At 72.0% G+C, this 12,680-nt stretch carries 11 protein-coding genes; 3 read left to right on the forward strand and 8 right to left on the reverse strand.

Translation table 11 applies throughout. The features are described from left to right. Positions 1 to 6: 6 nt before the first annotated feature. Positions 7 to 1,434, forward strand: coding sequence for a multicopper oxidase family protein (locus tag ACQPY4_RS14400; protein ID WP_433336407.1), 1,428 nt, complete (start codon positions 7 to 9; stop codon positions 1,432 to 1,434). A gap of 77 nt (positions 1,435 to 1,511) precedes the next feature. On the opposite strand, the gene ACQPY4_RS14405 is transcribed toward ACQPY4_RS14400, so the two are convergent. The 8 genes from ACQPY4_RS14405 to ACQPY4_RS14440 form a co-directional block, all read right to left on the reverse strand. Next, complete coding sequence (locus tag ACQPY4_RS14405) at positions 1,512 to 1,772, reverse strand: acyl carrier protein (protein WP_433336409.1); 261 nt, start codon at positions 1,770 to 1,772, stop codon at positions 1,512 to 1,514. Between the two features lie 37 nt (positions 1,773 to 1,809). Then, positions 1,810 to 3,042: a ketosynthase chain-length factor gene (locus ACQPY4_RS14410; RefSeq protein WP_433336411.1), complete on the reverse strand. Its 1,233-nt coding sequence runs from the start codon at positions 3,040 to 3,042 to the stop codon at positions 1,810 to 1,812. Beyond that, entirely contained in the window at positions 3,039 to 3,851 is an 813-nt protein-coding gene (locus ACQPY4_RS14415) for an SDR family NAD(P)-dependent oxidoreductase (RefSeq protein WP_433336413.1), read from the reverse strand. The genes ACQPY4_RS14410 and ACQPY4_RS14415 overlap by 4 nt, the downstream gene beginning before the upstream one ends. 10 nt (positions 3,852 to 3,861) lie before the next feature. After that, the gene (locus ACQPY4_RS14420; RefSeq protein ID WP_433336415.1) at positions 3,862 to 5,046 is read right to left on the reverse strand and encodes a nucleotide disphospho-sugar-binding domain-containing protein; all 1,185 of its coding nucleotides are present in this window, start codon (positions 5,044 to 5,046) and stop codon (positions 3,862 to 3,864) included. Positions 5,047 to 5,112: 66 nt separating this feature from the next. Further along, positions 5,113 to 6,033, reverse strand: coding sequence for a hypothetical protein (locus ACQPY4_RS14425; RefSeq protein WP_433336417.1), 921 nt, complete (start codon positions 6,031 to 6,033; stop codon positions 5,113 to 5,115). Positions 6,034 to 6,047: 14 nt separating this feature from the next. Continuing rightward, entirely contained in the window at positions 6,048 to 6,725 is a 678-nt protein-coding gene (locus ACQPY4_RS14430) for a PIG-L deacetylase family protein (protein WP_433336419.1), read from the reverse strand. A gap of 12 nt (positions 6,726 to 6,737) precedes the next feature. Next, positions 6,738 to 8,039, reverse strand: coding sequence for an NTP transferase domain-containing protein (locus tag ACQPY4_RS14435; RefSeq protein ID WP_433336421.1), 1,302 nt, complete (start codon positions 8,037 to 8,039; stop codon positions 6,738 to 6,740). A 162-nt stretch (positions 8,040 to 8,201) separates the two neighbouring features. Further along, positions 8,202 to 9,830, reverse strand: coding sequence for a multicopper oxidase family protein (locus ACQPY4_RS14440; protein ID WP_433336423.1), 1,629 nt, complete (start codon positions 9,828 to 9,830; stop codon positions 8,202 to 8,204). Positions 9,831 to 10,062: 232 nt separating this feature from the next. Here ACQPY4_RS14440 and ACQPY4_RS14445 point away from each other — a divergent pair, with 232 nt between their 5' ends. Continuing rightward, on the forward strand, positions 10,063 to 10,794 hold the full coding sequence (locus ACQPY4_RS14445) for a permease prefix domain 1-containing protein (RefSeq protein ID WP_433336425.1): 732 nt from the start codon (positions 10,063 to 10,065) through the stop codon (positions 10,792 to 10,794). Between the two features lie 122 nt (positions 10,795 to 10,916). Further along, the gene (locus ACQPY4_RS14450; protein WP_433336427.1) at positions 10,917 to 12,584 is read left to right on the forward strand and encodes a PQQ-binding-like beta-propeller repeat protein; all 1,668 of its coding nucleotides are present in this window, start codon (positions 10,917 to 10,919) and stop codon (positions 12,582 to 12,584) included. Positions 12,585 to 12,680: the final 96 nt, after the last annotated feature.

Consider the following 12,680-nt stretch of genomic DNA (forward strand, 5'->3'; position numbering starts at 1 on the left):
CGGTCCATGGTCAGCCGGAGAAACGTGATCAAGGTCGGGGTGGCAGGGGGAGTGGCGTCGCTCGTGCCGACCGGCGTCGCGCTGATCAGCAAGGAGAACGCCGCCGCCAAGGTCGAGCCGTTCCAGACGCCGCTCACGCTGCCGCAGGTCGCGCGGCCCCGCCTGCAGACGGCCACGACGGACTACTACGAGATGACGCTGCGCCAGGCCGAGGCCGAGATCCTCCCCGGGTTCAAGACGACCGTCATGGGTTACGACGGTCGCTTCCCCGGCCCGACGATCCGGGCCCGCACCGGGCGCCAGGTCGTCATCAGGCACACCAACGGCCTCGACCACGAGGCGGCCGTCCACCTGCACGGCGGCCATGTGGCGCCCAAGGACGACGGCCAGCCGATGGACGGCATCGCGCCGGGCGAGTCGCGGATCTACACCTACCCGAACCGCCAGCTCGCGTCGACGCTCTGGTACCACGACCACGCCCACCACATGGAGGCCGAGATGGTCTTCAAGGGACTGTCGGGGACCTACCTGCTGGAGGACCCCGCCGAGCGGTCGCTGCGGCTGCCGTCCGGCCGGTACGACGTGCCGATCATGCTGCGCGACGCCCGGTTCGACGACAAGGGCCAGTTCCTCTACGAGATGGACGACTTCAGGTACCGCAACACCCAGCTGGTCAACGGCAAGGTGCAGCCGTACTTCGAGGTCGCGGCGCGCAAGTACCGGCTGCGCTTCATCAACGGGTCCAACGAGCGGTACTACCTGCTCAAGCTCGACAACGACGGCGAGATGATCCAGATCGCCTCGGACGGCGGGCTGCTGCCCGAGCCGGTCCCGGCCTCCAGCGTCAACCTGTCGCCGGGCGAGCGGGTCGACGTGGTGATCGACTTCTCGCTCTACCCGCTGGGCACGAAGATCATCCTGAAGAACGCCGACGGCGACTCCGAGCTGCTGCGCGACGTGATGCGCTTCGACGTCGTCCGCGACGCTCCCGACGAGAGCCGGGTCCCGGCCCGGCTGCGCAAGATGCGCGGGCTGGGCCGCGCCGAGGTCGCGCGCGAGCGCACGGTCACGATGTCGCTGGACATGCAGGCCAGGGCCTTCGTGATCGACGGCAAGGTCTTCGACCCGAACCGGATCGACATGCAGGTCAAGCGCGGCGACGTCGAGGTCTGGACGGTGCACAACAAGGACACCCAGCCCTCGATCCCGCACAACATGCACCTGCACGGGCTGCACTTCGAGGTGCTGTCGCGCAACGGCCGTCCGGTCGGCGGGCACGAGGCGGGCTGGAAGGACACCGTGGCCGTGCCGATCGGCGGCAGCGTGCAGATCCGGCTGCGGTACGACCAGTACCTGGGCAAGTACCTCTACCACTGCCACCTGATCGACCACTCCTCGATGGGCATGATGGCCCAGCTGGAGGTCGTCCGGTAGTGACGCGAACGAGAGCGGGTCGAGACCGGGGCTTCCGGCTCGACCCGCTCTGACGTTGGGGACGGTGTGGGTGCTTCCTAGTTCTGTTCGGCCAGGTGGCGCGAGAGCGCGCCGATCGTCGGGAAGTCGAAGAAGTACACCGCCTTGACCCGGAGGCCGAACGCGGCCTCCAGGCGCTTGGCGACGTTGACGGCTCCCAGGGAGTCCAGGCCGAGGTCCTGGAAGCTGTCGTCGGGGTCGATGAGGTCGTGCGCGGGACGCTCGGCCTCCAAAGCCACCTCGCGGGCCAGGAACTCCTGGATCTCCGCCTCGTCGGGGCGTCCGGTGGTCACGGTCATGGCCGCTCTCCTTGTCTCGCCTTGCCGGAACTGCTCGTCAGCGGGGCGCACGGACGACGAGCGCCGAGTTGAACCCGCCGTAGCCGCGGGCCACCACCAGGGCGTTGCGGATCGTCCCGTGCCGGGCCTGGCCGACCAGGTCGATCGGGTGCTCGTCGCCGCATCGGGCGCCGACGGTGGGCGGGATGACGCCGTCGCGGATCGACAGCAGCGCCGTGGCCACGTCGAGGGCCGCGCCGGAGTACATCCGCCCGGTCATGGTCTTGGGCGCGGTGACCGGCACGGCGCGCGGGCCGAAGACCTCGGCCAGCGCCGCGGACTCGATCCGGTCGAGCGCGGGCACCCCGGCGGCGTCGGCGAACACCACGTCGATGTCGGCGGGGAGCGTCCCGGCGTCGTCGAGGGCCTGCTCGATCGCCCGGCGCAGCGCGGGCGGACGGCCCGTCTCCGGCGCCGGGTCGAACGAGGCGGCGTGCCCGGCGATCTCGCCGTACCGGTGCGGGGCGCCCCGCCCGTCGGCGTAGGCGGCGTCCTCGACGATGAGCATCGCACCGCCCTCGCCCGGGACGTAGCCGGTCGCGTCCGCGTCGAACGGCAGGTAGGCGCGGGCGCCGTCCTCGGCCGGGCTGAGCATCCCGTTGCTGAGCTGGGCGGTCAGCCCATAGGGGCACAGCGAGGCGTCGGTGCCGCCGGTGACGATCAGCCGGGAGTCGCCCCGGATCAGCCGCCTGGCCTGCGCGACGGCGTCCAGCGCCCCGGCCTGCTCGGCGGCGATGACACCGCACGGCCCGCGCATGCCGTGCCGGATCGAGATCTGGCCGGTGGTGGCGGCGTAGAACCAGGCGATCGACTGGTAGGCGCCGACCCACGAGGGGCCCTTGCTCCACAGCCGCTCGATCTCCTGCTGCCCGAACTCGGTGCCGCCCGAGGAGCTCGCGGTCACCACGGCGGCGGTGTACTCGGGCAGGTCCGCCGGGACGACGGCGGCGTCCTCCAGGGCCATGTCGGCCGCGGCCAGCCCCATGTGGGTCCAGTGGTCGGTCTGCGAGACCAGCCGGCTCGGGACGTGGTCGGCGCTGTCGAAGCCCTCCACCTGCCCGGCGTGCCGCACCGGGTAGCCGGAGGCGTCGAAGCGGGTGATGGGCCGGATGCCGGTCTCGCCCCGGAGGGTCGCCGACCAGTAGTCCTCGGTGCCCAGCCCGTTCGGTGCTACCACCCCGATGCCGGTCACCACGGCCGTGCCTGTCGCCTGGACGGTGGCGCTGCTCATGGTTGTGCCTCTCGTGTCAAAGCGCCCGCGAGGGTACGGACGGTCCGTTCCTGCCAGCCGCGCTGGAACGCGCGGCGATAGAGCCCGGGCCCGTGCCGGGCGAGGGCGGCGCGCAGCCGGTACTCGGTGCCCGGGACCGACACCGGGCGTCCGGCCTCGGCGGCGCGCAGCGCCTCGCGCACCACGACGTCCGCGTCGAGGACGGGCCCCATCCGCCCGCGATGGCTCCCGCGCGCGTCGCGTCCCGCGGTGCGGGTCGCGCCCGGGCAGACGGCCGTCACGTGCACGCCGAGCGGGCTCACCTCGGCGTGCACGGCCTGGCTGAAGCAGGTGACGAACGCCTTGGACGCCGCGTAGGTCGCGCCGCCGGGCGCGGGCGCGAACGCGGCCACCGAGGAGATGTTCAGCACGATCCCGTCCCGGCGCCGGACCATCCCGGGCAGCGCGGCCCGGGTGAGCCGGACGAGGGGGAGCACGTTGAGCGCGATCTTGTCCTCCTCGCCCAGGGCGTCCAGCAGGGCCAGCGGCCCGACCGCGCCGAGCGCCCCGGCGCCGTTGACCAGCAGGCCGACGGGGCGCTCGTCGTCGTCCAGCCGCTCCTCGACGAGCGCGCGCCGCGCCGCGTCGGTGAGGTCGGCCGCGATGACCTCGACGTGGACGCCGTGGCCGGCCGTCAGCTCGCGCCCGATCTCGGTCAGCCGGTCGCCCCGGCGCGCCACCAGGACCAGGTCGCGGCCGCGGGCGGCCAGCTCGCGGGCGAACGCCTCGCCCAGCCCGCTGGACGCGCCCGTCACCAGGGCCGTGCTCATCGCGGCTCCCTCAGCCCACGCCGACGGGGCTGCGCCGGGCCTGGTGGGCCAGGTCCTCCAGCCGCGCGACGATGTCGGCGGGGTCGGCTTGCCGGGCGTTCTCCCCGGCCAGCCGCACCGCGGCCTGCTTGTACGACGGCTGCCCCAGCAGATCGGACACCAGGGTGCGGATCCGCTCGGGCGTGGCGTCCCAGGCCCGCACCGACACGCCCGCCCCGGCCGCGGTGATCTGCCGCGCGGTCAGCACGGTGTCGCCGACCGAGGAGAGCAGCAGCTGCGGGACGCCGTAGGACGCCGTGGTGAGCAGCGTGCCCGCGCCGCCGTGGTGGACGACCGCGTCGCAGGTGGGGAGCATCAGGTGCAGCGGCATGTCCTCGACGAGCCGGACGTTGCCCGGCAGCTCGCCGAGCAGCTCGCGCTGGTCGGAGAACACCCCCGCCAGCACCTCGACGTCCAGTTCGGCGATCGCGCGGATCGCGTCCTGGACGAAGTTCATGTTCCCCAGCAGCGTGGCGACCATCGTTCCGAGGCTGATGAACACCCGCGGCCTGGCCGGGCGCGCCGACAGCCAGTCCGGCACGACGGCCGAGCCGTTGTAGGGGACGAACCGCATCCGCAGCCGGTTCACCGCGCCGCCGTCGTCCACCTGGAGACTGGGCGGGCAGGGGTCGAGCGTCAGGTCGCCGAACGGGTCCTCGCCCGCCAGGCCGATCCGCCCGAACAGCTCCTCCACCTGCGCGCGCTCGTCCTCGCGGCGCGTGAAGGTGTAGTCGGGACCGGGCAGCACGCGCACGGCCGGGACGCCGAGCGTCCGCGCCGCCTTCAGCGCGGCGTACATGCGGGGCTCGTACAGGACGAGGTCGGGCTCCCACGCCTCGCAGAAGCGCGCGACGTCGTCGAGCATCTCGACGGCGCCGGTCGCGAACATCGAGAACGCGCGGGCGGACCGCTCGCGCTCGTGCTCGCGCTCGTCGGTCCCCTCCTCGGGGCGGAGGCTGAAGCCCTTCCATGCCGCCCCCGGGTTCAGCTCGGACCCGACGGTCGACAGCGGCAGCCCGGAGCGCAGCACCGCGCCCTCGATGCCGGGGGCGCTGATGATCCGTACCTCGTGGCCCGCCGACCGCAGCGCCCAGGCGACGGGCACCTGGGAGAAGAAATGCGACGGCGTCGGCCAGCTCGCTTGCAGGACGCGCACTGGTTCACCTCCAGATCGAGGGGCCGCGGCGGACGCCGGGCCCCGGGGAGTTGCTGGCTGGCCGGACTAGCGAAGCTCGATCACGCGGTGCATGCCCTCTTCGGCGATCTTCCGGGCCGTCTCGGGATTGCGGTAGAACGACAGGACGCTGTAGCGGCCCTTGGGGAAGTCGAACTGCAGGATGGCCTTGCGGCCGGGCGACATGGCCATCAGACCGCCGACCTGGGTGAGCAGCGGGTTGGGCGGGTTCTGGCCGTTGTGCACGGCGTCGAAGTAGTCCTGGACGGTCCGGTCGGTGGTGGTGGGCGCGACGCCGCAGAACACCGCCTCCTGGGGCTGCGCGGACTCGTTGACGACCAGGTACGAGCCGCGCGCCTTCATCACCGGCGGGGTGATGAAGCGGCTGCGCCCGCCGCGCTTGACCATGCGGATCACGCCATCGACGCGCGGGGGCCGCGCGTGCTGGTAGGGCTCGGTGACCTTGAGCTGCTGGACGTGCTCGCCCTCGATGCCGTAGTAGGTGTCGGGCTGCAGGTTCAGCGTGACCGACAACGGGCTGGTGTCGCGGAAGACGCCGGTGCCGCCGAAGAACTCGACGTCGCGGTAGAGGGCGACCAGCGCGGGCTTGGCCACGTTCGGGTCCGGGGAGGTGCTCTCCCAGAACAGCTTCATGGCCTGCTCGAAGGTGATCCCGTTGCGGGTGGCGCCCAGGCCCATGAAGCGGCCTGCGGTGTCGGGGGTGTCGACCTTCAGGGTGACCAGCCCGGCCGGACGCGGGTTCGGCCCGGGGAAGCTGTAGCCCTCGGGCGTGAGCGTGATGGGCAGGACCGGCGGGCAGGGCAGGCGCCGTCCGGTGGTCGTGGCGGCCGCGGCGGGGCTCAGCCCGGTCACCGCGGGGGCGGCGACGGCGGCGCCGCCGAGCAGCGCCGCGCCCAGGGCGCGCCGCCGCGTGAGGCCCTGGCCGGACGACGAGGGGTTCGTGGACATGGGGACTCTCCTTGTCAGATGTTCATCAGCAGGTGCGGAGCGGTCGATCGGCATTTGATGAGCTGGTAGGCCTCGTAGTAGGCCCGCTCGTCGGCCTCGTGGACCTGGGCCTGCCGGGCCCACCACTGGCCCCGCGCGAGCAGGGCCTCCTCCTTCATGTACGGCTTGCCGGCCTCGGACTCGTACTGCGCGACGGCGACGAGCTTCTTGGCCATGTACTCGGTGACGTCCACGAAGAAGTTGGGGGAGAAGCCGGAGTTGAGCACCGGCGGCTCGCCCTGGAGGATCAGCTGGGGCGTCACCGCCCGCTTGGCGAGCGTGGTGGCCACCAGGCCGGTGGCCTGGTGGTCCTGGTGGTCGTCGAGCGGGAGGGCGCTGGTGTGGTGGGTGATGACCACCGAAGGTCCCAGCTCGCGCATGTGCCGCTCGATCTTGGCGTAGGTGGGGCCGGCGACCCGCACCTCGCCGTCGGGCAGGTCCTCGATGGTGATGGTCGCGCCGATCACCGACGCGGCCGACGCGGCCTCCTGGACGCGGTCCTGGGGGCGCGGCACCGAGCTGTTGGACCCGTTGGTCATCGTGACGATGTGGACGTCGTAGCCCGCGTCGCGGAAACCGGACAGGGTGCCGCCGCAGGCCAGCTCCGCGTCGTCGGGATGGGCGAACACCGCGAGCACACAGGGGATTGCCATGACCGATCCGTCCTATCCGTCCCGGCTCGGGTCCGTGTCGTCCCGCAGGGCGCGGGCGGTCAGCGCCGCCCGGCTCTCGGGCATGGTCGACTCGACCCAGCCGTCGATGTGTTCCTGGCGGATGCGCGTGAGGGCCAGCGACCCCGGGGGGACGTCCCTGGTCAGCAGCGATCCGGCCGCGGTGAACGCGCCGCCGCCGATGTCGATCGGCGCGACCAGGATGGTGCCCGCGCCGATCATGACGTCGTCGCCGACGGTGGTCTCGTGCGTCTTCACCCCGTCGAAGTTGACGGTCCCGGAGAAGCCGGAGATGTTGCTGCGCGCGCCGATCGTGATGTCGCCCAGGTAGGCGAAGTGCGGCACCGAGGACTCGTCCCCGATCGTGGACGCCTTGATGTGGACGTGCGAGCCCATGATCACGCCGCGTCCCGACGCCGTGCCGCCGCGCAGGTAGGAGTAGGGGCCCACGTTGTTCTCGGGCCCGATCCGGACGAACTCGCACGTGGAGCTGCGCACCCGGGAGCGGGCGCCGACGCGCGTGCCGACCAGGGTGGTGTCGGGGCCGATGGTGCAGCCCGCGCCGATGGTCGTCCCGGCCGACAGCTCGGTGTTGCGCAGGATCGTCACGCCGGAGGTCAGGACCACGTCCACGTCGATCCAGGTGGTGGCCGGGTCGGCCACGGTGACGCCCTCGCTCATCCAGCGGCGCAGCACGCGGTCGCGCATCAGCCGTCCGGCCTCGGCCAGGGAGAGCTGGTCGGTGACCGCCAGCGACTCCTCCGGCCCGGTCGCCAGCGAGGCGACGGGCGCGCCCGCCGCCTCGAGGAACTTCACGACCTCGGTCATGACCTCCTCGACCTCGGCGCCGTCGGCGGCCGGGTCGGCCGAGCGCAGCGCCCCGGCCAGCTGGGCGGTGTCGAAGGCCCACGCGGGCCCGGACCGGACCGCCGCGTACCGGCCCTCGCTCAGCGACCGGGTCAGGTGGGCCACGCTCTCCCGGGCGAGCAGCGGGGTGTCGGAGCGGACGACGACGGTGACGGACCCGTCCTCGGCGTCCTGTGCCAGCGCGGCGCGCAGCGCGTGGCCCGCGCCGCCCTGCCGGAAGGTCGCGTCCCCGGCGCCGGGCAGCTCCCGCACGTGCGCGGTCACCTCGTCGTCCGCGCCGACCACCGTGAGGCGGGTCGCCGCGGCGCCCGCCGCGTTGAGGACATGGTGGATCAGGGACCGTCCGGCGAGGCCGGTCAGGGGCCCCGGCCCGTTGCGTGCTGGAGCGCGGCAGAACAGGACTGTCCGCGCGGTTGGTGGTCGGCTCATGCGCGCCCCTCTTCCCCTCGCATCGCGCTGTCGTCGCGACTGTGACGAGAGTGGTCAAGGCGCCTGGTGCCCCGATCGAGGACACCTCGACCGGGGCGGCGGGCACGAGCCAGGGCGGCTGGAGCCGCGCTGGGCGACGGCTCCAACGGCGGGGAGGGCGGCTCAGGTCAGCTCGTAGTTGGCCATCATCGCCATGTCCTCGTGTTCGAGGTTGTGGCAGTGCAGGACGTACCGTCCCGGCGTCCCGGTGAACTTGACCAGCACCTCGGCGCGCTCGCCCTGGCGGAGGTTGATGGTGTCCTTCCAGCCGCCGTCGTAGGGTCCGGGCTTCTTCTTGCGCCTGGACAGGATCTGGAAGTGCCCGAGGTGCAGGTGGACGGGATGCGTGGTGGCGCTCGAGCGGAACTCCCAGATCTCGGTGGTGCCGAGCTTGGGCCGGGCGAGGACGGTGTCGCGGTCGAACGGCTTGCCGTTGATCGTCCATCCCCGGGTGCCGTGGAACCGGCCGCGCTTGAACTCGAACTTGCGCCGGGTGACGGCCTTGTCGGGGTCGAGCGCCTCGACGGTGGAGAGCCGCCGCGGAACGGTGCTGTCGTCGCGCTCCTTGCGGACGACCCGGAACTGCATGATCCGGGACGTGCCGCCGCTGCCGAACTTGTTGACGAGCGTGACCCGGGAGCCGACCGGGTAGCGCGAGAAGTCGACGACGACGTCGAAGCGCTCGGCCGGTGCCATCTCCAGCGCCGGGAGCGTCACGGGGGCGGCGAGCAGGCCGCAGTCGCTGCCGACCTGGACGAACCCGCCGCCGCCCGGGGGCTGCGGGTCGAGCTGGAGCCGGTAGACGCGGGCGTTGGAGGCGTTGAGCAGGCGCAGGCGGTAGCGGGTGGCCGCGACTTCGAGGAAGGGCCAGGCGGCGCCGTTCACCAGGATCGTGTCGCCGAGGACACCGTCCATGTAGTCCTCCTTGACCCCGGGCTCCTTGGTCAGCGAGGGGTCGCGGGCGGGGTACATGAGCGCGCCGCCCTCGCTGAACGAGCGGTCCACGATCATCAGCGGGACGTCCTTGGCGCCCTTGGGCAGGGGCAGCGCGTCCTCCTCGTCGTCGCGGACGAGGTGGAACCCCGCCAGGCCGAGGTAGACCTGCGGGCCGGTGAAGTCCATCCGGTGGTCGTGGTACCAGAGCGTGGCCGCGCGCTGCTCCAGGGGATAGGTGTGGTCCTTGGTGCCCCGGGCGGTGCTCCTGGGGGCCATGGCGCGGTGGCCGGACCCGGAGTGGTGCGTCGCGACGGCGCCGCGGCCGTTCTGGGGGAGCAGCAGGTCGAGCGGGTACCCGTCGCTGCCGGACGGCGTGACGCCGCCGTGCAGGTGGGTGGAGGTGGGGCAGGGCAGCTCGTTGCGGTGGGTCACCACGATGCGGCGGCCGCTGCGGCTCTCGATGGTCGGGCCCGGGAAGATCCCGTTGTAGCCGAGGATCTCGGTCGAGTGGCCCGGGATGAGCTCGACCCGGGCCTTCTTCTGGGTGATGACGAAGTGGTCGACGCCGCCTTCGGTGCGGTCGGGCGTGAGCACGGGCGGGATGGGCAGCGGCACCTGGAACGGTTTCGGGAGTCTGGCCTTGCTCTTGACGACCCGGCCGCCGGTGCCGTCGGGGTCGCCGTCGCCCCCGCCTCCCGTGTCGCCTTCGTCCCCGCCGCCGAGCTGCTCGGCGCCGCCGCACGAATAGAGCCCGAGCGAACCGACGGCGCCGGCCCCTCCGGCGAGGATGAGGAACTGCCTGCGTGACTGGGTCATCGTCTCTCCCTCGGGCCATGGAGCCGGGGCTCGACCGGCGCCCTACTTGTAGTCCATCTACATGTAGGTAGCCTAAACCGCTTGCCGGAAACGCTCGACGAATAGTCCGAAGCGTGGCGTTTTCGGTTTCGGTCTCGATCCGGATGGGCGATGATGGGACCGGAGCTTGTGGCGCGGCGTGGGCGCAGCGCGCCGGAGTCGGCGGGTAGGGCCACGCGGCGGTGGAGGTGGCATGGTCAGCTCGGAGGTGCACGCTGGGCAGAGCGCCCGCGGCGGCGAGCCGCAGGCGGTCGACCAGTACCTCAAAGCCATGCGCCGCACCCTGCGCGGTCCCGGTGGCGCCAAGTCCGACATCCTCAAGGAGCTGCGCGACGGCCTGGAGGACATGGTCGAGGCGTACGAGGAGTCCGGGCTCGAACGCCAGGAGGCCGAGCGCGAGGTCATCGCCGAGTTCGGCACCGTCGGCGAGCTGGCCCCCGAGCTCCAGGCCGAGCTGACCTACGCGCAGGGCCGGCGGACCGGCTGGCTCTTGTCGTTCCTCATCATCCTGCAGGCGTTGATCGCCCAGTTCGTCTGGCAGCAGGACCCCAAGGCGGCCTGGCCCGAGTTCAACCCGGGCGACGGATACCTGCTGTTGGCCTCCTCGCTGGACTGGTTCCAGTACGGCTCGCTGGCGGTCGGGGCGATCTCCATCGTCGCGTTCGGTTGGGGCGGCCGCCGGGCTCCGGTGCGTCCCGCGATGGTCTGGGCCATCGGGCTGTTCGCCGTGATCGTGCTGGTGCTCAAGAGCGTGGCCGCCTTCCTGCTGGTCGCGCTGGTCCCGGGCATGCTGGAGAAGAGCATGGACGCCGCGGGCATCGCGCAGCAGCTGATCGTCTGGGTCATCCCCACCTGCTACGTGATCGGCTCGGCCTGGTGCTGCCTGCGGCTGATGCCGCTCAGGTCCCCGCTGAAGTCGCGCTGACCGGCGGGATCTCACGCTCGTTCCACCTTCGATCACCTCTGGGTGTTGCCCGCGCACGTCCCTATGTGTAGCTTCTCTACATGTAGGGCGTCTTGGTATTATGCCCAAGGAGATCCGCTGGAATGACAACCACATCGCTGTGGGGCCGTCGGATGCGCGCACCCGTGCCGGTGCTCGCCCTGACCGCCCTCCTCGTGCTCGCGGCCGTCACCGTGCTGACCGCCGCCGCGTCCCCGGCCACCGGCCAGAAACGGGGAGACTGGCCCGGCTGGAACCACGACCCGTCGGGGAGCAGGCACAACCCCGACGAACGCCGGATCAACCCGAAGACGGTGAACAACCTCAAGCTCAAATGGTCCTTCGCCTTCGAGAACCACACGGGCGCCGTCGCGAGCCAGCCCGCCGTCGTGGGCGACGACCTCTACGTCGGCGGCCCCGACTCGCGCTTCTACGCGTTGAACGCCGACACCGGCGCGACCAAGTGGGTCTTCGACCTGCGGCCGTACGCCGGCGAGGTGGCGCCCCCCTCGGGCCAGCTCTTCCAGAAGAACCCGGTGCGCGACGGGCCCACCGTCGCCGGTGACAAGGTGTTCTTCGGCGACTCGCGCGGCAACATCTTCGCCGTGAACCGGCACACCGGGAAGATCGCCTGGATGACCGAGATCGACAAGCACCCCAACGCGCTGATCACGGGCTCGCCGACCTACCGGGCCGGGAAGATCTACGTCGGGGTGTCCAGCTACGAGTACAGCGTCGCGGGCGACGACGCCTACCCGTGCTGCACGTTCAGCGGCAAGATGGTCGCCCTGGACGCGAAGTCCGGCAAGATCGACTGGACGTACCGCACCGTCCCCGAGGCCAAGCGCGACGGCACCTGGCCGGGCGGCACGCCCAAGTACACCTCGTCCGGCGGCTCGGTCTGGTCGACCCCCGCGATCGACTCCGCCACCCGCACGCTCTACCTCGGTTCCGGCAACAACTACAGCGGGACCGAGGGACGCTCGGACTCGGTGGTCGCGCTCGACCTCGACACCGGGAAGGAGCGCTGGGCGCGCCAGATGTCGCACCCCGACACCTGGACCGTCCGCTGCCTGATCCCGCGTCCGACGGGCGGCTCCTGCCCCGGCCTGGACGACGAGCTCAAGGACGAGATGGACCACGACGTCGGCACCCCGCTGCTGTTCCGCAGCAAGGGCCGGACGCTCGTGGGCGCGACCCAGAAGTCGGGCGTCTACCACGTGCTCGACGCCCGCACCGGGCAGATCGTCTGGCAGACCCAGCTGTCGGTCCCGGCGCACAACCAGCCGTGGCGCGGCATCGAGTGGGGCGCGAGCTACGACGGCCACCAGCTGTACGTGGCGACCTGGCGCGCCGACCCCGGCACGCTGTTCGCGCTCGACCCGGCCACCGGCGCCATCAAGTGGAAGGCGCCGCTGCCCACCGACGGCTGCCAGACCGGCGGCGCGGCGAACCCGCCGCCGATCGAGGGGCCGAGCGACCCCGTCCGCTGCATCATGGGCAACGCCTCGGCCGTCACCACCACCCCCGGGCTGGTCTACGAGGGCGGTGAGGACGGCAAGATGCGCATCTACTCCGCCAAGACCGGCGAGACGCTGTGGACCTACGACGCCGTGCGCAGGTACAAGGGCGTCAACGGCCGCGACGGCGTCGGAGGCTCCATCTCCGGCAACGGCGGCGCGGTCGTCGCGAACGGGCGGCTGTTCTTCAACGCCGGTTACCAGCTCACCATGGGCATCCCCGGGCAGATGCTGCTGGCCTTCGAGCCGTAGCCCCGGGGAAAGGGGTGAGCCCGGTCTTCCCCCGGGACCGGTCTCACCGCAACGAGGCCCCTCGCGCGCCGCACACCGTCAGGCGCGCGAGGGGCC

The organism is Spirillospora sp. CA-294931 (assembly GCF_050946795.1).
Lineage (GTDB): Bacteria > Actinomycetota > Actinomycetes > Streptosporangiales > Streptosporangiaceae > Spirillospora.

Bases quoted from the DNA above. Each gene is read 5' to 3' on its own strand.
- ACQPY4_RS14400 (WP_433336407.1), top strand. From the start codon at position 7: ATGGTCAGCCGGAGAAACGTGATCAAGGTCGGGGTGGCAGGGGGAGTG.
- ACQPY4_RS14405 (WP_433336409.1), bottom strand. From the start codon at position 1,772: ATGACCGTGACCACCGGACGCCCCGACGAGGCGGAGATCCAGGAGTTC.
- ACQPY4_RS14410 (WP_433336411.1), bottom strand. From the start codon at position 3,042: ATGAGCAGCGCCACCGTCCAGGCGACAGGCACGGCCGTGGTGACCGGC.
- ACQPY4_RS14415 (WP_433336413.1), bottom strand. From the start codon at position 3,851: ATGAGCACGGCCCTGGTGACGGGCGCGTCCAGCGGGCTGGGCGAGGCG.
- ACQPY4_RS14425 (WP_433336417.1), bottom strand. From the start codon at position 6,033: ATGTCCACGAACCCCTCGTCGTCCGGCCAGGGCCTCACGCGGCGGCGC.
- ACQPY4_RS14430 (WP_433336419.1), bottom strand. From the start codon at position 6,725: ATGGCAATCCCCTGTGTGCTCGCGGTGTTCGCCCATCCCGACGACGCG.
- ACQPY4_RS14435 (WP_433336421.1), bottom strand. From the start codon at position 8,039: ATGAGCCGACCACCAACCGCGCGGACAGTCCTGTTCTGCCGCGCTCCA.
- ACQPY4_RS14440 (WP_433336423.1), bottom strand. From the start codon at position 9,830: ATGACCCAGTCACGCAGGCAGTTCCTCATCCTCGCCGGAGGGGCCGGC.
- ACQPY4_RS14445 (WP_433336425.1), top strand. From the start codon at position 10,063: ATGGTCAGCTCGGAGGTGCACGCTGGGCAGAGCGCCCGCGGCGGCGAG.
- ACQPY4_RS14450 (WP_433336427.1), top strand. From the start codon at position 10,917: ATGACAACCACATCGCTGTGGGGCCGTCGGATGCGCGCACCCGTGCCG.